The sequence below is a fragment of the Vibrio sp. 1167 genome (assembly GCF_033340375.1).
Lineage (GTDB): Bacteria > Pseudomonadota > Gammaproteobacteria > Enterobacterales > Vibrionaceae > Vibrio > Vibrio alginolyticus.
Genome location: NZ_JAWOWK010000016.1, coordinates 41,318 through 62,386 on the forward strand (window position 1 = coordinate 41,318; position 21,069 = coordinate 62,386).

Sequence of the window (21,069 nt, forward strand, 5' to 3'; positions counted from 1 at the left end):
CCAATCCCCATTAAGACTGCAATGCATCGCTCAGGCGGTTCAAACGACCACGCGCTGAGTCATCGATGACTAGGTCTCCGGCTCGAATAATAACCCCACCAAGTAGGGTCTCATCTACACTGCAATTCAGCTTCACTTTGCGTTCAAGACGCTTTTCAAGTTTGCTGCCAATGTTTGCAAGTTGTTCATCAGAAAGCTCTGTTGCTGAAATTACTTCAACATCAATTTCTTTCTCATGTTCTTTTTTCAGAGTAAAAAACTCTTTACAAACATCAGGAAGGGCCGCTAAACGACCATTCTCAGCCATTACCTTCAAAAGGTTTTGACCGTGCGCATCAACTTGTTCGCCGCAAACTGCAACAAAAATTTCTGCCATTTTGTCAGCAGAAACCGAACCCGTTAGTAGTTCGTTCATTTGTTCGTTTTTGGCCACTTCAGCAGCAAAAGATAACATTTGGCCCCATTGGTCCAACTGGTCTTTCTCTAAAGCAAAGTCGAAGGCTGCTTTAGCATAGGGGCGTGCGATAGTAGTCAAATCAGACATATGCGCCCCCAGACTTAAAGTTTTGCAGTAATGTTGTCGAGAATATCTTTTTGCGCATCTTTATCGATAGAACGCTCAAGGATTTTCTCAGCACCAGCTACAGCCAGAGTAGCAACTTGTTTGCGCAGCTCATCGCGTGCACGATTGCGTTCAGCTTCAAGTTCTGCTTCTGCTTGCGCTAAGATTTTCTGGCGTTCTGCCTGAGCTTCCTCGCGAGCTTCATCAAGAATTTGAGACTTACGCTTGTTCGCTTGTTCGATGATCTCAGTTGCTGTGCGCTTCGCTTCTTTCAATTGATCAGAAGCGTTGGCTTGTGCTAGATCCAAGTCTTTCGCAGCACGTTCTGCTGCTTGAAGACCATCAGCAATTTTCTTCTGACGCTCTTCGATCGCTTGCATCAATGGTGGCCATACATACTTCATGCAGAACCACACAAATAGTGCGAACGAGATTGCTTGACCTAGCAGAGTTGCGTTTATGTTCACAACAGCTACCCCTCTATTTGGACTTAGTGTTAATCAGTGACAAGCGATAATCGCCCGTCCCGAGTTAAAGGTGATTAACCTAGTTGACCAACGAATGGGTTTGCGAAAGTGAATAGTAGCGCGATTACGATACCGATCATTGGAACCGCATCAAGTAGACCCGCGATGATGAACATCTTAACTTGTAGCATAGGAGCCATTTCTGGTTGACGTGCAGCACCTTCTAGGAATTTACCACCTAGCAGTGCGAAACCAATCGCTGTACCAAGAGAAGCAAGACCGACGATAATACCTACGGCGATTGCAGAAAAGCTCAGTAAAGTTTCCATTACTATCTCCAATTTATAGTTGTTGGCTTAGTGCCCAAATAAAAAGCTTTAAAAAAATTAATGATCAGGATCTTCGTGTGCCATTGACAGGTAAACAATTGTCAACATCATGAATACGAAGGCTTGAATCGTAATAACCAAGATATGGAAGATTGCCCACGGTAGTGAACCCATCCATTGTAAGTACCATGGTAGCATTGCCGCACAAAGAATGAATACAACCTCACCCGCGAACATGTTACCGAATAGACGCATACCAAGTGATAGAGGTTTCGCTAATAGCGATACCACTTCAATTAGTAGGTTAAACGGAATCATCAGTGGGTGATTGAATGGATGTAGTGCAAGTTCTTTTGCGAATCCACCTAGACCTTTTACTTTGATGCTGTAGTAAATCATCAATGCAAAAACGCCTAGAGCCATAGCCATGGTGATATTCACATCAGCAGACGGTACAACCTTAAGGTAAGGAATACCTAGCCAATGCTCTGCTGGGTATGGTAAGAAGTCGATAGGAACTAAGTCCATCACGTTCATCAAAAATACCCAACAAAAGATAGTCAGTGCTAAAGGCGCGATCAGTGGGTTGCGTCCATGGAACGTGTCTTTGACGTTATCGGCGACAAATTCAACGATCATTTCTACAGCACACTGAAGCTTACCCGGTACACCCGCTGTTGTTCTCTTTGCTACTTTGTAAAAAATTCCGAGGAAGATTAAACCAGTAAACCAAGAAAAAAACAGGCTATCGATATGTACGTTCCAGAAACTTGTCTCCGACCCTACTAAACCCAACTTGTATAGCGATAGGTTAGAAAGGTGGTGGGCAATGTAACCGGACGATGTTAGCGCTTCACCTGGCGCAGCCATAACTCATCCTATTTTTTGTTGTTAATGAATAGCACTGGTGCACAGATATTAATACCTAGTACCAGCAAATAGGTTAGTTTGAGGGGAACAAGTTCCACCTGCATATACATGTAGGCAACATAGAACAGTGCAACCGTGATGAGAATTTTCAGTACTTCACCCGTATAGAAGGAAGCAGCGATGCGCTTGGCAGCGCGAGCTCCACTAAACATGAAAGCACACAGCGCGAATACTGCATTGGCAACAACAAAAATGCCTCCGCCAATCAGCGCTGAAAATCCCCAGTCAGGATTTATGGCTACCGCCATTCCTGCTGCCACAAAAATAACCGCGCCAGACTGGATCATTAACAATTGCCTTGCGAGCTCTCGTCCTGGTCTAGCTAACGCAGCTACCATGTATTCGTACCTCTAGTAATATCCACTTCGCACTTAACTCTCTGTGCTGGGAAATTGGCGAAAATTATACGTTCAGTTCAACGTAAAGCAATTCGATTGCATCAAAAACTTACAGTTTTGTTTACAAAACGACAACTTTCGCACAAAATTCGATTAATTAGATTAATTGACCTAAATCAATTATCTCATCTAGGCCTCAAGCTTGGCAATTAGTTGGTCCAATTTGTGAGGCTCATCAAGACTTATCGTCAATTTCGCTTTTCCGTTTGCAGAACGGGTAAGAGAAACTTTTGCATCAAGCAGCTGACTCAATTTATGCGACATTTGCTCGGCTTCGGTATCCTCTTGTTGCCCTTTTTGCTCATTTTGTGGGGCTAAGCACTTTTTTACTAACTGTTCGGTTTGGCGAACAGTCATTTGCTTCTTAGCCACTTGTTGAGCTACTTCGACTTGCTGTTCGCCTTCTAACGCTAACAGAGCTCGAGCATGACCCATTTCCAATTTTTTATCTGCAACCAGACCTTTTACATCAACTTCCAACTGATTCAGACGTAATAGGTTACTGACCGTCGTTCTTGATTTACCAATCACATCGGCCACTTGCTGATGTGTCAGCGTGAATTCATCTTGTAGACGTTCAAGCGCTTGGGCTTCCTCAATCACATTCAAGTCTTCACGTTGAATGTTTTCAATCAACGCCATGGCGATGGCGGCACGATCTTCAACTTTTTTCACCAAACACGGCACGCGTTTTAAACCCGCCTGCCTTGCAGCACGCCAGCGGCGCTCACCTGCGATGATCTCAAACTGACCATTTTCGACCTGGCGAACCACGATTGGTTGAATAATGCCTTGTGATTGAATCGAAGCCGCTAGTTCTTCTAGCGCTTCAGGCGCCATATCTTTACGCGGTTGGTATACGCCCGGCTGCAATTGACCAATCGCTAAATCGGTTAACTCACCGTCTGCCGATAATTCTTGGCTATGCGATGCAATATGCTGTTTTTCACGAGCAAACGAACTGGTCGACAATAACGCATCCAGTCCTTTTCCGAGACCACGCTTAGACATGGGATTGAATTCCTTAGGTTAGAGTTAAACTGGGATTTCTTCGCGGCGGAGCATTTCGCCCGCTAGAGCAAGGTACGCTTTGGCACCTGCGGAGTACTTATCGTAGTACATTGCTGGCTTACCGTGACTTGGCGCTTCAGCCAAACGAACATTACGCGGAATGACAGTACGGTAAACTTTATTCCCAAAGTGTTTTTTAAGTTGATCGGATACTTCATTCGATAAGCGGTTGCGTGGGTCGTACATGGTACGCAATAAACCTTCGATTTTTAGGTTTTCATTCACAACAGCCGCTAACTTGCTGATTGTATCCATAAGAGCAGTTAAACCTTCTAACGCAAAGTATTCACATTGCATCGGCACCAGCACAGAGTCAGCTGCCGCCATCGCATTGATTGTAAGAAGGTTTAGAGAAGGAGGACAATCAATAAAGATGAAATCATAGTTATCGCGAACTGACGACAATGCATTTTTTAGACGCACTTCACGAGCGAAAACTTCCATCAATTTGATTTCTGCCGCGGTTACGTCTCCGTTCGCCGCGATCAAATCATACTTCCCTGTTGTTTGGGTACAAACGACTTGATCGAACGGTGTATCTTCGACCAAAAGATCGTATGCGGTGGCATCGACCATATACTTATCCACGCCACTGGCCATCGTAGCATTGCCTTGCGGGTCGAGATCGATCACCAAAACCTTGCGCTTTGTTGCCGCCATCGAAGCCGCTAAGTTAATGCACGTTGTTGTTTTGCCGACCCCACCTTTCTGGTTGGCGATTGCTACAATTTTACCCACGATTACCTCGCTAATTTTCCTTGCGCGATAAGATTACTAGATGACGATCACCTTCCAACTCAGGAACAGCCAAAGATATGATCTCTGTCACACTGCACCATTCAGGAAGCTGATCCATTTCATCTTTAGGGTGCTGTCCTTTCAGCGCTAGAAACACCCCGTGCTCTTGTTTCGGCAAATGGTGGCACCATTCCACCATGTCTGTCATTGAAGCAAAAGCTCGACTCAAAACGCCATCAAATTTTTCTTCAGGTTGGAATTCTTCGACGCGACTTTGAATTGGTGTCACGTTTTTCAGCCCTAATGTGTGCACGACTTGCTTGATAAAACGAATGCGTTTGCCAAGACTGTCGAGCAAAAAGAAGGTTTTCTCAGGGTTCATTATTGCCAAAGGGATGCCCGGTAACCCCGGACCAGTACCAACATCAATGAAGCGCTCACCGGGCAGGTGTGCGCTTACAACGATACTATCAAGAATATGTTTCACTAACATATCAAGCGGATCACGTACCGATGTTAAATTGTACGCTTTGTTCCATTTGTCGAGCAGTTCGACATAACCAACTAACTGCTCTCGTTGCTGTTCTGACACTTCCAAATCGGTTTTCGCGATCAGTGAATCCAGCTTTGTTCGCAATGCGCTCATTATTCTTCCTCACCTTTCTTCAGCAAACCATGCTTTTTCAAGTGAACAAGTAGAATAGAAATTGCAGCAGGCGTAATACCAGAAATGCGTGATGCAATACCGATGCTCTCTGGTTTGGCCTCGCTCAGTTTAGCAACGACTTCGTTTGATAAACCTTTTACATCGCGGTAATCCAAATCAGCAGGTAACTTGGTATTTTCGTGACGCAGTGATTTTTCGATCTCTTCCTGCTGACGCTTGATGTAACCATCGTATTTCACTTGAATTTCAACTTGCTCAGCCGCTTGCTGATCTTCAAGTGCAGGAGCAAACGCTTCAAGTTGCGTCAGTTGCGAATAAGTGATCTCTGGACGACGCAGAAGATCCTCACCACTCGCTTCACGGGCCATTGGGGTTTTCAGCAGCTTGTTCAGCTCATCAACACCCTCTGACTTCGGATTCATCCACGTTGCTTTCAAACGCTGACGCTCCGTTTCCATATTGTTGATTTTCTCGTTAAAGCGAGCCCAACGAACATCATCAATCAAGCCTAGCTCGCGCGCTTTTTCCGTTAAACGTAAATCGGCGTTATCTTCACGAAGTAGCAGGCGGTATTCCGCACGAGAAGTGAACATGCGGTACGGCTCTTTGGTACCCATGGTCGATAAGTCATCAATCAACACGCCCATGTAAGCTTGGTCACGACGTGGGCTCCAGCCTTCTTTGTCTTGGCTAAACAAGCTTGCATTTAGACCGGCCATCAAGCCTTGCGCTGCGGCTTCTTCGTAGCCAGTCGTGCCATTAATCTGGCCAGCAAAGAACAAACCATGGATGAACTTCGTCTCGTACGTTTGCTTCAAATCACGTGGATCGAAGAAATCATATTCAATCGCATAACCTGGGCGAACGATGTGTGCATTTTCAAACCCTTTCATTGAGCGCACGATTTGTACTTGCACATCAAATGGCAAGCTGGTCGAGATACCATTAGGGTATAACTCGTGCGTGGTTAGGCCTTCTGGCTCAATGAAGATTTGGTGGCTGTTTTTGTCAGCGAAACGCATCACTTTGTCTTCAATAGACGGACAGTAACGCGGACCAATACCTTCAATCACACCTGCGTACATTGGACTGCGATCCAAGTTACTACGGATCACATCGTGAGTTTGTTCATTGGTGTGGGTGATGAAACATGGAATCTGACGCGGATGCTGTTCACGTTTGCCCATGAACGAGAATACAGGCGTTGGGTTATCACCGTGCTGAGCTTCTAGCACTGAAAAATCAACAGTACGAGCATCAATGCGCGGTGGAGTACCTGTTTTTAAACGATCCACACGGAACGGCAGTTCACGCAGTCGATCCGCTAATGCGATCGATGGTGGATCCCCGGCACGACCACCAGACGAGCTTTCCATACCTATGTGGATCTTACCACCAAGGAAGGTACCCACGGTTAGCACAACGGCTTTCGCATGGAAGCGAAGTCCCATTTGAGTTACCACACCAACTGCGCGATCTTGTTCAACAATCAGATCATCAACTGATTGCTGGAACAACGTTAAGTTAGGCGCATTTTCTAATGCATTACGAACGTACGCTTTGTACAGAGCGCGATCGGCTTGAGCTCGAGTTGCTCGTACTGCAGGACCTTTGGAGGCATTTAGTGTACGAAACTGAATACCTGCATGGTCGATGGCTTCAGCCATCAAACCGCCCATAGCATCTACTTCTTTTACTAAGTGACCTTTACCAATACCACCGATCGCCGGATTACAAGACATCTGGCCTAATGTATCGATGTTATGGGTAAGGAGAAGCGTTTTTTGTCCTGTGCGTGCAGATGCGAGCGCGGCTTCCGTTCCTGCGTGTCCGCCACCGACAACAATGACGTCAAAGTTTTCGTGATAAAGCATGAACTGACCTCAGGTATTCAAAGGGATTTAATGGACAGATAAAGGAGCCGTATTTTACCTGCTTTATGCCAGAGAGAAAAACGTTTTCTCGTTTTATCCGTTTTAAGCTTCAAGATAAATATATATAAGATCTATATATATGATCTTTTATTAGATCTACTATTAGGATCGACCGTTTCTGTGGATAACCTAAAAATGATCAACAAGATCATGGATCTTCTTTGGATCATATCTTGTGATCATGATTGGATCAGATCGAGGATTACCTGGGATCAAAAGTGGTGGTTATACACAGGGGGTAAAATTGATCAAAGTTGTTATTGGGATAACTAAAGGAAAATCACTGGATCTTATTGTAGTTATCCACAGTCTGTTTGGTTGGTTTTTGAGCGGTTAAACAAAATAATTTGGTGGGAGTTATTCAAATGGGAGAAAACAGAGCCGAATTTCGACTCTGTTGAAGGGAAAGTCGTGAGTTTAAAAACGTTCGATATTCTCTTTTAACCACATCTCTGCGGCGTCTTCTGGTACATCATGGCTCAGTACATCGATTTTAAAGCAATCTGCGAGAGGGGTTGCACCAATATCCTCTAATAAATCATAAGCGTGTTGACCAGCGGCACAGAACGTATCGTAGCTAGAGTCACCAATCGCAATCACCGCAAATTTTACATCAGTCATTTTTGGCGGTGTATTTTGTAATGCTGCGATAAAAGGTTGGATATTATCAGGATACTCACCAGCTCCATGTGTAGAGGTGATCACCAACCACGTACCTTGATTTTCGATATCACTGAGGGAAGGCTGGTTGTGGATCGTTGTTTCAAATCCATTCTCGTTGAGTAGATCACTCAGGTGATCCCCTACGTATTCTGCGCCACCTAACGTGCTGCCTGTAATAATGTGGATCATACTTCTTCCTTATTGAATGCGACGGCTAAAGCTCATGGATGGCTTGCCGTACAAAAAGAAACGCGGTGTGAGTTAAGCTCAGCACCGCGCGTTCGATTATTTACTTCCCGATACAGAATGAAGAGAAGATTCGTCCCAGTAAGTCGTCAGAACTGAACTCACCGGTAATCTCATTGAGATGTTGTTGGGTGATGCGTAGCTCTTCAGCCAATATTTCACCTGCCATATAGCCTTCAAGCTGCTCCTGGCCTATTTGAAGGTGCTGTGCGGCACGTTCTAATGCATCGAGATGACGACGACGAGCCATAAACCCACCTTCACTGTTGCCAGAGAAGCCCATACACTCCTTGAGATGATCGCGCAGAGCTTCAACCCCTGCACCAGTCTTCGCTGACAAACGGATAAGAGTAGGGTTATTGACGTGGCAGATCCCCATATCTTCACCCGTTTGATCCGCTTTATTACGGATCACAGTTATGCCAATGTTGTCTGGTAGGCGATCCACAAAATCTGGCCAGATATCTTTCGGATCGGTGGCATCGGTTGTCGTGCCATCCACCATGAACAACACGCGGTCTGCTTGGGCTATTTCATCCCACGCGCGTTCGATACCGATTTTCTCTACTTCATCGGAAGCATCACGCAAACCTGCAGTATCGATGATGTGCAGAGGCATGCCATCAATATGGATATGCTCACGCAGTACATCACGCGTAGTTCCTGCGATGTCGGTTACGATTGCAGACTCTTTACCCGATAGCGCGTTCAGCAGGCTTGATTTGCCCGCATTTGGACGACCCGCAATCACGACTTTCATCCCTTCACGCATAATAGCGCCTTGGTTAGCTTCTTTGCGCACCGCATCTAGGTTGTCGATGATGGCTTGTAGGTCACCAGCCACTTTACCGTCGGCCAAAAAGTCGATCTCTTCTTCAGGGAAGTCGATGGCTGCTTCAACATAGATACGCAAATGAATCAGCGACTCAACTAAGGTATTAATGCGGCCTGAAAATGCGCCCTGTAAGGATTGCAGCGCCGATTTTGCTGCTTCTTCAGAACTGGCATCAATGAGGTCTGCAATCGCTTCGGCTTGAGCTAAGTCGAGTTTATCGTTCAGAAATGCGCGTTCAGAGAACTCACCAGGGCGAGCAGCTCGAATACCATCTATACCTAGAATGCGTTTTATCAGCATATCCATCACGACAGGGCCGCCATGGCCTTGCAGCTCAAGTACGTCTTCACCTGTAAATGAGTGTGGGTTAGGGAAGTACAGTGCGATGCCCTGATCAAGCACAGTGCCATCTTCTGACTTAAACGGCAGGTACTCTGCGTAGCGGGGCTTTAGTGTTTTGCCAGTGACTTCTAACGCCACTTGGTTGGCTTTAGGGCCAGAAACTCGAATAATACCGACACCGCCACGACCAGGCGCGGTCGCTTGAGCGACAATCGTATCTGTAGTCATAATTTTGCCTTTTGAGCTGGGCTATAGGGAAGATACCTAGGGAGCCATCACAATTAATTAGCTGAATTGTAATCAGCCAAAAACAAAAAGGCGACCTTTTGGCCGCCTTTCTCAATCATTTCCTAAAAGGTTACTTGCTGTGTAAGCCTTTTTTCTCTAATCCTTTGTAGATCAGAGTTTGCTGGATAAGCGTTACGATGTTCGACACCAACCAGTACAGAACGAGACCTGATGGGAAGAACAAGAAGAAGAAGGTAAACATAACCGGCATAAAGGTCATGATCTTCTGCTGCATTGGATCCGTTACCGTTGTCGGGCTCATCTTCTGGATTAGGAACATAGACGCACCCATCAATAGCGGCAGGATGTAGTAAGGGTCCTGTGCTGAAAGGTCATGAATCCAACCGAAGAATGGAGAGTGACGTAGCTCTACCGATTCCATTAGTGCCCAGTAAAGCGCGATGAAAATAGGCATCTGTAGGATAAGAGGTAAACAGCCACCTAGTGGGTTCACTTTCTCTTTCTTGTACAGTTCCATCATTTCTTGGCTCATGCGCTGACGGTCATCACCGATACGCTCACGCATTGCTTGCAGCTTAGGCTGTAGCATGCGCATTTTCGCCATAGACGTGTATTGCGCTTTTGTTAGTGGGTACATTGCACCACGAACGATGAAGGTCAGACAGATGATTGCCACACCCCAGTTACCAACAAAGCTCTGGATGAATGAAAGCAACATATGAAGAGGCTTCGCAATGAACCATAACCAGCCGTAGTCCACTACTAGGTCTAGGTTAGGTGCCACTTCTGCCATTTCATCTTGCAGTTTTGGACCAACCCAAAGTGTTGCTTCAAACTTAGCCTGATCGCCTGTTGCGATAGTTTTGTTCGGCATACGAACGCCGATGTCGCCTAGGTTGCCAATTACACGAGTGTATAGGTTAGTACCTGGTTCGTTACGTGGGATCCAAGCTGCGGCAAAGTAGTGCTGAATCATTGCTGCCCAACCTTGGCCATCGGCTAGGTTAAGAGACAGGTTGCGATCCTGCATATCATCAAAGCTGTACTTCTTGTAACGCGTATCTTCTGTTGAGTATGCGCCACCACGGTAAGTAGGCATTGTGATGCTACCACCATCGTCCATTAGGTTTTGACGTAGGTGAGCGTACATACCAAATGTTGCGTTGTTGCCTGAGTTGTTCACTACATCGTATTCAACATTAAGCGCGTAGCTGCCGCGTTTAAAGATGTAAGTTTTGGTGTATTCGATACCGTTTGCAGTGAATGTCATCGGAACGCGAAGTTCATCTTGACCGTCAGCCATTGTGAAGCTGTCTGCACTTACGTTGTAGTGAGGGCGATTTGTGCTGCTCAAGTCGATACCTTGAGGGCCCACTAGACCGCTTTGAGCGATAAATTGGTGACCTTGAGCGTCTTTAAGCAGAACAAAGGAATCTGATGAATCTAACTCAGCAGAGTATTCGTTAAGGTTGGCATGTACCACATCGCCACCAACGGTGTCGATCGACAGAGTTAAAACATCAGTCGTTACTGTGATAGTTTTTGCAGAAGCTTGCTGTTGACCAGGAACTGGGTCAAGTTCATCAGCAAAAGATGGTGCAGGTAGAGTGCTGCTTGATTGAGCCTGTTCAACTGCTTGAGGTTCTGGATTCTTTGCAACTTGCCATTGTTGAAACAGCAAAAAAGAAACCAGGGCCAAACCGATGAGCAGGATATTACGTTGAGAATCCATCGTTAGTTATCTCTGTCTTGTTTTTGGACTGGTGGAACGGGGTCATACCCCCCTTCATTCAAAGGGTGGCATTTTAATAGACGTTTGCCTGATAACCAACATCCTTTTACAAAACCGTGAGCTCTCAAAGCTTCTAGCGCGTAAGTGGAACAGGTTGGTGTGAACCGGCAACGAGGACCAATCAAAGGGCTGATAAACCAGCGATACAGATAAACGAGCCCAATGGCTATCCACGTGAAGGGCGAGACAGGCGTTGCCATAGCTTATCAAACAACTTAAAAATTTCCTCATTGCTTAAATCTTGCGCGCTTTTCTTCGCAATCACAACAAAATCTTTGTTTGGAAGCTGATGTTGATTGTTACGAAAGCTTTCACGAGCCAAACGCTTAAATCGGTTACGACCGACAGCCGTTTTGATTTGCTTTTTGGGAACCGCTAAACCTAATCGTGGGTGAGAAAGTTTGTTATTGCGAGCAATGATGGTGAAATGAGGCGAGCCAGCTCGATGAGCTTGCTGGAAGACGTTTTGATAATGCTCGGGAGTTAACAAACGTAACTCCCGATTAAACGCGTACGTGTTCAAAATAAACTAGCGATTATTTTGATAGGCGCGCACGGCCTTTTGCACGACGTGCGTTGATAACTTTACGACCGTTCTTAGTTGCCATGCGAGCACGGAAGCCGTGAGTACGCTTGCGCTTTAGAACTGTAGGTTGAAAAGTGCGTTTCATGATAATTACCTTTACTGATCAGTAGTTTTAGGTTCTTGTTAAACCCGGCGTGGGTATTTGCTTTCTTATATAAAGAAGCTCTTTATATAGAGAAGGACAACCGACGCCTCTCAACAAAGAGGCGGAATTGTAATCACACTCACATAATGTGTCAATGACTCAATGAGTACGAAATTCCGGCCGGGCGATTATACGTAGTGTGAGTAAAATCTCAAGGATCAATCGATCCTGATGCTTGATCGTTACTCTATTCCTACTTGGTTAAGGAATTTTTTCAAACGAGGATCTTGTGGATTATCGAAGATATCCTGTGGAGAACCTTGCTCAACGATATTGCCTTCCGCCATGAAGATCACTCTATCAGCGACTTCTTTCGCGAATTGCATCTCGTGCGTCACCACCAGCATGGTTTGATGCTGATTAGCTAACTTCTTCATTAATGAGAGAACTTCACCGACCCATTCAGGATCCAGCGCAGAAGTTGGTTCGTCAAACAACAGCAGTTCTGGTTGCAGCGCCATCGCTCGGCCGATACCCACGCGTTGTTGTTGGCCGCCAGATAATGCCGCTGGATAACTATCGCCTTTATCCCCAAGGCCGATGTCATCCAGAATTTGTTGCGCTCGTTTGAGAGCATCGGCTTTTTTCCAACCTCGAACGGTCACTAGACCTTCGGCAATGTTCTGGCGCGCATTCATATGGGCAAACAGGGCATAGTTTTGGAACACAAAGCCAGTTCGACGACGCAGCGCTAATACTTCGGCTTTAGTGTGTTTTTGAGTATCAACGGAGATGTCATCTATCGTGATACGACCTTCATCTGCTTGTTCTAGAAAGTTCACCGTACGCAGCAAGGTTGATTTACCCGTACCACTTGAGCCGATAATCACGATGATCTCACCTTGCTTAATATCGAGGTCGATGCCTTTCAGCACTTCAGTCTCACCAAAACGTTTGTGAATATTTTCTAACTTAATCATCGTACGTACGCCTTATTCAGTTTTGCTTCTGCCCAGATTTGTACGCGAGTCAGAATTACCACCACGCCCCAGTAAATAAGAGCAACCGCAAGGAAAGCTTCAAAGAAACGGAAACTTGATGAGGCTTCCATCTGTGCTTTCGCCATGATTTCGGCCACACCAAGCGTGAAAGCGAGAGACGTTGACTTGATCATATCGATGAAATAGTTCATCAATGAAGGCAGTGCGACACGCGTTGCTTGAGGTAAAATCACTCGGCGCATTGCTTGGGATGTCGTCATACCGACCGATAAGCTCGCTTCCATTTGGCTGCGATCAATGCCAATAATGGCGGCACGAATACTTTCCGCCATATAAGCGGCAAAGTGCAGCGTTAAACCGATAACCGCTGCTGAAAAGGCGTCGATACCGACCATCAATGGAAAAATTTGCGGTAAGCCGTAATAAAGCAGGAAAAGCTGAACCAACAGTGGGGTGCCACGGAAGAAGCTGATGTACAGTTGGCTTAATTGATCCAGAACTGGCAGTTTAAATACGCGAATATTGGCTAAAATGACGGATAAAATCAGCGAAAACACCAATCCCCATGTCGCCATTTCCATGGTTGTGCCAAGATATTTCAGCAATATCGGCAGCAGTTCCAACATGTAATTAAAGTCAAATCCCATACGGCTTACCTAAAGGCTAGAGAAAAGAAAAGGTGGAAAACAAGTTCCACCTTTACGTAAGTTTATTTTAGTCCGAGAGTGATACCACTTTGCGGCCTAAAGTACAAAGAGTTCTTATTTCGTGATGTCAGCGCCAAACCACTTCACGGAAATTTTCTCTACTGTACCATCTGCGCGCATCTCAGCCAGTGCTTTGTTTACTTCTTCTTGCAGCTTACGACCTTTCTCGTTGTCAACGAAAGGCCATGCGTTTTGAATGGTCTCAAACGGTTCGCCTGCCAATTCCAGAGGAAGGCCAGTTTTCTTAATCAGCTCTAACGCAGAAAGACGATCCATTACAAACGCGTCTGCACGACCGAGCGCCACGTCATGTTCGATACCTGTGTCGTACGTTTTAATGTTGATCTTGCCGTCTTTGTCGTATTGACGCAGCAGTTGCTCAAAGTTAGAGCCTAGGTTCACCGCAACGGTTTTGCCCGCAAGATCGTCAACACCTTTGATGCTGTCGTTGCCTTTACGCACGGTAATTTGTGCGCCATCTACAACGTAAGGGTCAGCAAATAGGTATTTAGCTTTACGCTCATCAGTCATGGTGATTTGGTTGGAGATCGTATCGATACGACCAGTTTCTAAAAGACCAAATAAACCAGAGAAGTTGGCTGTTACGTATTCGATTTTGTAATCGTTACGTTTACCGATTTCATCCCACATGTCGACTTCAAAGCCTTGTAGCTTGTCTTGCTTTACAAAAGTAAACGGGAAGTAGCGACCTGACATACCAACTTTGACTTCAGTAGCGGCTTGTACGGTTGCTGCCGACAGTGCAATGGCTGCAACGGCAACCTTAATCCAGTTTTTCATAATACATCTCCATAATTTTATGGTTGGAAATACTACTGTTAGTTAGCTCAATTAAATAAATAACCAAGAGCAATAACCTAGACCTGTGAGTTATTAGATAATAGAAGAAGAATGTTAAATGTGACGAAAATGCGAACTGAACCTAGCGAAATGATCGACAAAATCAGCATTGGGAATAAAATAATACACAGACTTATCACCAATCGCTCGATCTTGTGAACTTTGCCCAATTGTGGATCGTTGTGTGGGCAAATTTGGGGCAAGGTGTGTTGATCTCATCAAGTTTGCAGAAATAATTGTGAATAACTTGGATCTTATTCACTGGATCGTCGATCAATCGCTGGCGATCTTGGTTATCAACAGGTAAAATTGCCAGTCTTTTCCGATAATTCAATTACTCAGTGGGGGCACCGTGTCATCTTCGCTTTGGCTGCAATGTTTGCAGCAGCTTCAAGAAGAGCTACCAGCTACAGAATTCAGCATGTGGGTTCGTCCGCTACAAGCGGAGCTCAATGACAATACTCTCACTCTATTCGCGCCAAACCGCTTCGTGTTGGACTGGGTGCGTGATAAGTATCTGAACAATATTACTCGCTTACTGCAGGAATACTGCGGTGGCGATATTCCTAACTTACGTTTTGAAGTGGGGAGCCGACCTGTCTCTGCACCAAAACCAGCGCCGACACGTACGCCTGCAGATGTGGCTGCCGAGTCATCTGCACCTGCGCAATTACAGGCGCGTAAGCCAGTACACAAAACCTGGGATGACGACGCTCAAGCGATTGCGGCTATCAATCACCGCTCAAACATGAACCCAAAACACAAGTTCGATAACTTTGTTGAAGGTAAGTCGAACCAACTGGGTTTGGCTGCGGCGCGTCAGGTATCGGATAATCCTGGTGCAGCATACAACCCGCTGTTCCTATACGGCGGCACGGGCTTGGGTAAAACGCACTTGTTGCATGCGGTGGGCAACGCGATTGTGGATAACAACCCGAACGCAAAAGTGGTCTACATGCACTCAGAACGTTTTGTGCAAGACATGGTAAAAGCGCTGCAAAACAATGCGATTGAAGAATTCAAACGCTACTACCGCAGCGTGGATGCGCTCCTTATCGATGACATCCAATTCTTTGCTAATAAAGAACGTTCACAAGAAGAATTCTTCCATACCTTCAACGCACTATTGGAAGGTAATCAGCAGATCATTCTAACGTCTGACCGTTATCCTAAAGAAATTAATGGCGTTGAAGATCGTCTTAAATCTCGCTTTGGTTGGGGTCTTACTGTTGCGATCGAGCCGCCTGAGCTTGAAACGCGTGTGGCGATCTTGATGAAAAAAGCTGAAGATCACCAAATCCACCTTGCTGATGAAGTGGCATTCTTCATTGCCAAGCGTCTGCGTTCGAACGTTCGTGAGCTCGAAGGTGCACTGAACCGTGTTATTGCGAACGCGAACTTTACTGGCCGTCCAATTACGATTGATTTTGTTCGTGAAGCGCTGCGCGATCTGCTTGCTCTACAAGAGAAGCTTGTGACGATCGATAACATTCAAAAGACCGTGGCGGAATACTACAAGATTAAAGTAGCGGACTTGCTGTCTAAGCGTCGTTCTCGTTCTGTAGCGCGTCCTCGTCAGCTGGCTATGGCGTTAGCAAAAGAACTAACCAACCATAGCTTGCCTGAAATTGGCGATGCGTTTGGGGGCCGCGATCATACGACCGTACTTCATGCTTGTCGCAAGATTGAGCAGCTGCGTGAAGAGAGCCACGACATTAAAGAAGATTACTCTAACTTGATTCGCACCCTGTCTTCGTAATCGGTTAGAATAACGGTATTCTAAGCAAATCATTTATTGAGCTGACAGCGTAAAGAGCCAAGCATGAAATTTACCATTGAACGTAGTCATTTAATCAAACCGCTACAGCAGGTTTCGGGCGCTTTAGGTGGCCGACCAACTCTGCCAATCCTGGGTAACCTACTTCTTAAAGTAGAAGAGAACGTATTGTCGATGACGGCAACCGATCTTGAAGTAGAGTTAGTAAGCAAAGTGACGCTAGAAGGTGATTTTGAAGCGGGCAGCATTACCGTTCCTTCGCGTAAGTTTCTCGATATCTGCCGTGGTTTACCGGACGATGCGATCATCACATTTGTATTAGAAGGTGATCGCGTACAAGTTCGCTCTGGTCGCAGCCGTTTCTCGCTGGCAACGCTTCCTGCGAACGATTTCCCTAATATTGAAGACTGGCAAAGTGAAGTGGAAGTATCACTGAGCCAAGCTGATTTACGTACGCTGATCGACAAAACTCAGTTCTCGATGGCGAATCAAGACGTTCGTTACTACCTCAACGGCATGTTGTTTGAAATTGACGGCACCACGCTACGCAGCGTGGCGACGGACGGCCACCGTATGGCGGTATCGCAAACTCAGCTAGGTGCGGACTTTGCGCAGAAGCAAATCATCGTGCCACGCAAAGGTGTGCAAGAATTAGTAAAGTTGATGGATGCGCCAGAGCAGCCCGTAGTACTTCAGATCGGTAGCTCCAATGTTCGTGCTGAGGTGAATAACTTTACTTTTACCTCTAAGTTGGTTGATGGTCGTTTCCCTGACTACCGCCGTGTATTGCCTCAGAGCACCAATAAGACACTAATAGCAAGTTGTGACGAGTTGCGCCAAGCCTTCTCTCGTGCTGCGATTCTTTCCAACGAAAAATTCCGTGGCGTGCGAGTGAATCTGGCTGATACTGAAATGCGCATAACCGCGAATAACCCAGAACAAGAAGAAGCGGAAGAGATGCTTGATGTAACCTTTGAAGGTGACGCCATCGAAATCGGCTTTAACGTAAGCTATGTGCTTGATGTTCTGAACACGTTGCGTTGTGAAAATGTACGTGTGTCGATGTCGGATGCTAACGCTAGCGCGTTGATTGAAAATGCCGACGATGACAGTGCCATGTACGTGGTGATGCCAATTCGTCTATAAGCCAACTGAATGCCTCTTTCTCGTCTCATCATTCAGCAGTTTCGAAACATTAAAGCCTGTGATATTGAGTTATCAGCAGGCTTTAACTTTCTTATCGGGCCGAACGGCAGCGGTAAAACCAGTGTCTTAGAAGCGGTTTATCTGCTCGGGCATGGCCGCTCATTCAAGAGCTCTCTCACCGGACGAGTGATACAAAATGAGCGTGACGAACTGTTTGTTCATGGTCGTTTTTTGAACTCGGATCAATTTGAGCTACCTATCGGCATTAATAAGCAGCGTGATGGCTCAACAGAGGTTAAAATAGGCGGTCAATCTGGACAAAAATTAGCGCAGTTGGCACAAGTTCTGCCTCTGCAGTTGATACACCCAGAAGGGTTTGATTTACTGACAGATGGCCCTAAACATCGTCGTGCGTTTATTGATTGGGGCGTGTTTCATACCGAGCCCGCTTTTTATCAAGCATGGGGAAGGTTCAAGCGCCTGAACAAGCAGCGCAACGCGTTGTTGAAAACCGCCAATAGTTATCGTGAGCTCAGTTATTGGGATCAGGAAATGGCAGGATTGGCTGAAAACATCAGCCAATGGCGAGCAAGTTACATCGAGCAGATGAAAACCGTCGCAGAAACTATCTGTCAGACATTTTTGCCAGAATTTGAGATCCAATTGAAGTATTATCGTGGCTGGGATAAAGACACTCCATACCACGAGATACTAGAAAAGAATTTTGAGCGTGATCAGGCTTTGGGATACACCTTTAGTGGCCCAAACAAAGCTGATTTGCGCATTAAAGTGAACGGAACGCCCGTTGAAGATGTTCTGTCACGCGGTCAATTAAAACTCATGGTGTGTGCATTGCGTGTCGCGCAAGGGCAACACCTGACAGAGATGGCCGGTAAACAATGCATTTACCTAATTGATGACTTCGCGTCGGAATTAGATAGCCAACGTCGCAAGCGTCTTGCTGACTGCTTAAAAGAGACGGGCGCACAAGTATTTGTAAGCTCTATCACTGAAAGCCAAATCGCCGATATGTTGGACGATAACGGTAAATTGTTTCATGTGGAACATGGCAGGATAGAGTCAAACTAGAAGAGAGAAACTCATGTCTGAAAATTACGATTCATCGAGTATTAAGGTACTGAAGGGTCTGGATGCGGTACGTAAGCGTCCAGGAATGTACATCGGCGATACGGACGACGGCACCGGCCTTCACCACATGGTTTTCGAGGTGGTGGATAACTCAATTGATGAAGCGTTGGCAGGTCACTGTAAAGACATCGTTGTGACAATTCATGAGGATAACTCGGTTTCCGTTAGCGATGATGGTCGTGGCATTCCAACAGAAATCCACTCAGAGGAAAATGTCTCTGCAGCAGAAGTAATTATGACGGTTCTTCACGCGGGTGGTAAGTTCGACGATAACTCATACAAAGTATCGGGTGGTCTTCACGGGGTAGGTGTTTCAGTAGTAAACGCACTATCAGAGAAAGTTGAGCTAACGATTCATCGTGGTGGCCATATCCATACGCAAACCTACCGCCATGGTGAGCCTCAAGCGCCACTAGCCGTTGTGGGTGATACGGATAAAACCGGTACACAAATTCGTTTCTGGCCAAGTGCCGAGACGTTCTCTAACACTGAGTTCCACTATGACATTCTGGCGAAACGCCTGCGTGAACTGTCATTCCTGAACTCTGGTGTGTCGATCAAATTGGTTGATGAACGTGAAGCGGACAAACATGATCACTTCATGTATGAAGGTGGTATTCAAGCGTTCGTTGATCACCTAAACACCAACAAAACGCCAATCATCGAAAAAATCTTCCACTTTAACTCTGAGCGTGAAGACGGCATTTCAGTTGAAGTGGCGATGCAATGGAACGATGGTTTCCAAGAGAACATCTTCTGCTTTACCAACAATATCCCACAGCGTGATGGTGGTACTCACCTTGCTGGTTTCCGTGCTGCGCTAACACGTACATTGAACAGCTTTATGGATAAAGAAGGTTTCTCGAAGAAAGCGAAAACAGCGACTTCAGGCGACGATGCGCGTGAAGGTCTAACTGCGGTTGTTTCGGTGAAAGTGCCTGATCCTAAGTTCTCAAGCCAAACAAAAGACAAACTGGTTTCTTCTGAAGTGAAATCAGCTGTTGAGTCTGCAATGGGTGAAAAACTGTCTGAGTTCTTGATTGAGAACCCGACAGAAGCGAAGATGGTTTGTTCGAAAATCATCGATGCAGCACGTGCTCGTGAAGCAGCGCGTAAAGCTCGTGAAATGACGCGCCGTAAAGGTGCACTAGACCTAGCTGGCCTTCCAGGTAAACTTGCAGACTGTCAGGAAAAAGATCCGGCACTCTCTGAACTATACATAGTGGAGGGTGATTCGGCAGGCGGCTCCGCAAAACAAGGCCGTAACCGCAAGAACCAAGCAATCCTACCGCTAAAAGGTAAGATTCTTAACGTAGAAAAAGCACGTTTCGACAAGATGCTATCTTCTCAAGAAGTAGCAACACTGATCACCGCACTAGGTTGTGGTATCGGTCGTGACGAGTACAACCCGGACAAGCTTCGTTACCACAACATCATCATCATGACCGATGCCGATGTCGATGGTTCGCACATCCGTACGCTACTGTTGACCTTCTTCTACCGTCAAATGCCAGAGCTTATCGAGCGTGGCTATGTGTACATCGCTCAGCCACCACTATACAAAGTGAAAAAAGGCAAACAAGAGCAGTACATCAAAGATGAAGAAGCGATGAACCAATACCAAGTATCATTGGCTCTGGACAATGCATCGCTACACGTAAACGCAGAAGCACCTGCACTGGCAGGTGAAGCACTAGAGAAGCTTGTTCAACAGTACAATGCGGGTATTAAACTGGCGGAACGTATGAGCCGTCGCTACCCAAGTGCTTTGGTAAACGAGTTGATTTACACTCCTCGCCTAACGCCAGAGCAATGCCATGACGCATCAGTTGTGGAAGCTTGGACGAAGCAGCTTATTGAACAGCTGAATGCGAAAGAAGTGGGTGCAAGTCAGTACAGCTACGAAGTTGAGCAGCACGAAGAGCTAGGCTTAAACTTGCCTAAGATTGTGGTTCGTACTCACGGCGTGACGCACGAACATGCAATTAGCATCGACTTCCTAAACTCGAAAGAGTACGGCAAGTTGGCCGATCTATCAGAAGCACTTGATGGACTTCTGGAAGAAGGCGCGTACATCAAACGTGGTGAGCGTACTATGCCAGTGGCAAACTTTGCAGAAGCGCTTGACTGGTTAGTGAAAGAGTCAATGCGTGGATTAAGCCGTCAGCGCTACAAAGGTCTAGGTGAGATGAACCCAGACCAACTTTGGGAAACCACCATGGACCCAGAAACACGTCGTATGATGCAGGTAACGATTGAAGATGCGGTAGGCGCAGATCAACTGTTCACGACGCTAATGGGTGACCAAGTAGAGCCTCGTCGTAACTTCATCGAAGAGAACGCACTGAAAGTAGCGAACCTAGACGTATAACGACACTGTTCGTGATAGTAAAAAGCAGCGAGAAATCGCTGCTTTTTTTGTTTTACCACCAGCTAAAATCGCCACTTTCTGCTAAAGCGGATGTTTTTCTGGTACTAACTGCCAACAACGCGATCAAGCCTGCCATTTTATATCTGTTTTCTTTTTTTCTCGC

22 protein-coding genes are annotated in these 21,069 nt (G+C 46.0%); 4 read left to right on the forward strand and 18 right to left on the reverse strand.

Translation table 11 applies throughout. The features are described 5' to 3' along the window. Positions 1–10 precede the first annotated feature (10 nt). From atpH to R7Z78_RS21780, 18 genes are all read right to left on the reverse strand, one after another. Entirely contained in the window at positions 11–544 is a 534-nt protein-coding gene (gene atpH, locus R7Z78_RS21695) for a F0F1 ATP synthase subunit delta (RefSeq protein WP_005378930.1), read from the reverse strand. A 14-nt stretch (positions 545–558) separates the two neighbouring features. After that, entirely contained in the window at positions 559–1,029 is a 471-nt protein-coding gene (atpF, locus tag R7Z78_RS21700) for a F0F1 ATP synthase subunit B (RefSeq protein WP_005378929.1), read from the reverse strand. A 74-nt stretch (positions 1,030–1,103) separates the two neighbouring features. Continuing rightward, complete coding sequence (gene atpE / locus R7Z78_RS21705; protein WP_002540812.1) at positions 1,104–1,358, reverse strand: F0F1 ATP synthase subunit C; 255 nt, start codon at positions 1,356–1,358, stop codon at positions 1,104–1,106. A gap of 57 nt (positions 1,359–1,415) precedes the next feature. Further along, a complete protein-coding gene (gene atpB, locus R7Z78_RS21710; protein ID WP_005378922.1) occupies positions 1,416–2,228 on the reverse strand; it encodes a F0F1 ATP synthase subunit A in 813 nt (270 codons plus the stop codon). 8 nt (positions 2,229–2,236) lie between these two features. After that, entirely contained in the window at positions 2,237–2,626 is a 390-nt protein-coding gene (locus R7Z78_RS21715; protein WP_005378921.1) for a F0F1 ATP synthase subunit I, read from the reverse strand. A 189-nt stretch (positions 2,627–2,815) separates the two neighbouring features. Further along, the gene (locus R7Z78_RS21720) at positions 2,816–3,697 is read right to left on the reverse strand and encodes a ParB/RepB/Spo0J family partition protein (protein ID WP_005383840.1); all 882 of its coding nucleotides are present in this window, start codon (positions 3,695–3,697) and stop codon (positions 2,816–2,818) included. A gap of 24 nt (positions 3,698–3,721) precedes the next feature. After that, positions 3,722–4,495 (reverse strand): ParA family protein, encoded by a 774-nt coding sequence (locus R7Z78_RS21725; protein ID WP_005383838.1) that lies wholly within the window; start codon positions 4,493–4,495, stop codon positions 3,722–3,724. 10 nt (positions 4,496–4,505) lie between these two features. After that, entirely contained in the window at positions 4,506–5,141 is a 636-nt protein-coding gene (gene rsmG, locus R7Z78_RS21730; RefSeq protein WP_005378902.1) for a 16S rRNA (guanine(527)-N(7))-methyltransferase RsmG, read from the reverse strand. Continuing rightward, positions 5,141–7,036, reverse strand: coding sequence for a tRNA uridine-5-carboxymethylaminomethyl(34) synthesis enzyme MnmG (gene mnmG / locus R7Z78_RS21735; protein WP_005378901.1), 1,896 nt, complete (start codon positions 7,034–7,036; stop codon positions 5,141–5,143). Before mnmG ends, rsmG begins: the two co-directional genes overlap by 1 nt. Positions 7,037–7,513: 477 nt before the next feature. Then, on the reverse strand, positions 7,514–7,948 hold the full coding sequence (gene mioC, locus R7Z78_RS21740) for an FMN-binding protein MioC (protein WP_005378900.1): 435 nt from the start codon (positions 7,946–7,948) through the stop codon (positions 7,514–7,516). Between the two features lie 100 nt (positions 7,949–8,048). Next, positions 8,049–9,410, reverse strand: a complete 1,362-nt coding sequence (gene mnmE / locus R7Z78_RS21745; protein WP_005383836.1) for a tRNA uridine-5-carboxymethylaminomethyl(34) synthesis GTPase MnmE — start codon at positions 9,408–9,410, stop codon at positions 8,049–8,051. 130 nt (positions 9,411–9,540) lie between these two features. After that, positions 9,541–11,163 (reverse strand): membrane protein insertase YidC, encoded by a 1,623-nt coding sequence (yidC, locus tag R7Z78_RS21750; protein ID WP_005383834.1) that lies wholly within the window; start codon positions 11,161–11,163, stop codon positions 9,541–9,543. A gap of 2 nt (positions 11,164–11,165) precedes the next feature. Further along, complete coding sequence (gene yidD, locus R7Z78_RS21755) at positions 11,166–11,423, reverse strand: membrane protein insertion efficiency factor YidD (protein WP_005378822.1); 258 nt, start codon at positions 11,421–11,423, stop codon at positions 11,166–11,168. Continuing rightward, positions 11,390–11,713, reverse strand: coding sequence for a ribonuclease P protein component (gene rnpA / locus R7Z78_RS21760; RefSeq protein WP_005394102.1), 324 nt, complete (start codon positions 11,711–11,713; stop codon positions 11,390–11,392). The genes yidD and rnpA overlap by 34 nt, the downstream gene beginning before the upstream one ends. Before the next feature lie 46 nt (positions 11,714–11,759). Then, complete coding sequence (gene rpmH / locus R7Z78_RS21765; RefSeq protein ID WP_005378825.1) at positions 11,760–11,894, reverse strand: 50S ribosomal protein L34; 135 nt, start codon at positions 11,892–11,894, stop codon at positions 11,760–11,762. A gap of 242 nt (positions 11,895–12,136) precedes the next feature. Beyond that, positions 12,137–12,874, reverse strand: a complete 738-nt coding sequence (locus R7Z78_RS21770) for an amino acid ABC transporter ATP-binding protein (RefSeq protein WP_005378827.1) — start codon at positions 12,872–12,874, stop codon at positions 12,137–12,139. Next, positions 12,871–13,542: an amino acid ABC transporter permease gene (locus R7Z78_RS21775; protein ID WP_005378829.1), complete on the reverse strand. Its 672-nt coding sequence runs from the start codon at positions 13,540–13,542 to the stop codon at positions 12,871–12,873. Before R7Z78_RS21775 ends, R7Z78_RS21770 begins: the two co-directional genes overlap by 4 nt. Positions 13,543–13,656: 114 nt before the next feature. Then, a complete protein-coding gene (locus R7Z78_RS21780; RefSeq protein ID WP_005378831.1) occupies positions 13,657–14,403 on the reverse strand; it encodes an amino acid ABC transporter substrate-binding protein in 747 nt (248 codons plus the stop codon). A 412-nt stretch (positions 14,404–14,815) separates the two neighbouring features. Between R7Z78_RS21780 and dnaA the strand changes: the two genes are divergently transcribed. The 4 genes from dnaA (at position 14,816) to gyrB (ending at position 20,906) form a co-directional block, all read left to right on the forward strand. Further along, positions 14,816–16,222, forward strand: coding sequence for a chromosomal replication initiator protein DnaA (dnaA, locus tag R7Z78_RS21785; protein WP_005378835.1), 1,407 nt, complete (start codon positions 14,816–14,818; stop codon positions 16,220–16,222). A gap of 63 nt (positions 16,223–16,285) precedes the next feature. Then, positions 16,286–17,386 (forward strand): DNA polymerase III subunit beta, encoded by a 1,101-nt coding sequence (gene dnaN, locus R7Z78_RS21790; protein ID WP_005394106.1) that lies wholly within the window; start codon positions 16,286–16,288, stop codon positions 17,384–17,386. 9 nt (positions 17,387–17,395) lie between these two features. After that, positions 17,396–18,475: a DNA replication/repair protein RecF gene (gene recF / locus R7Z78_RS21795; protein WP_104975721.1), complete on the forward strand. Its 1,080-nt coding sequence runs from the start codon at positions 17,396–17,398 to the stop codon at positions 18,473–18,475. A gap of 13 nt (positions 18,476–18,488) precedes the next feature. After that, on the forward strand, positions 18,489–20,906 hold the full coding sequence (gene gyrB, locus R7Z78_RS21800; RefSeq protein ID WP_005378841.1) for a DNA topoisomerase (ATP-hydrolyzing) subunit B: 2,418 nt from the start codon (positions 18,489–18,491) through the stop codon (positions 20,904–20,906). Positions 20,907–21,069 lie beyond the last annotated feature (163 nt).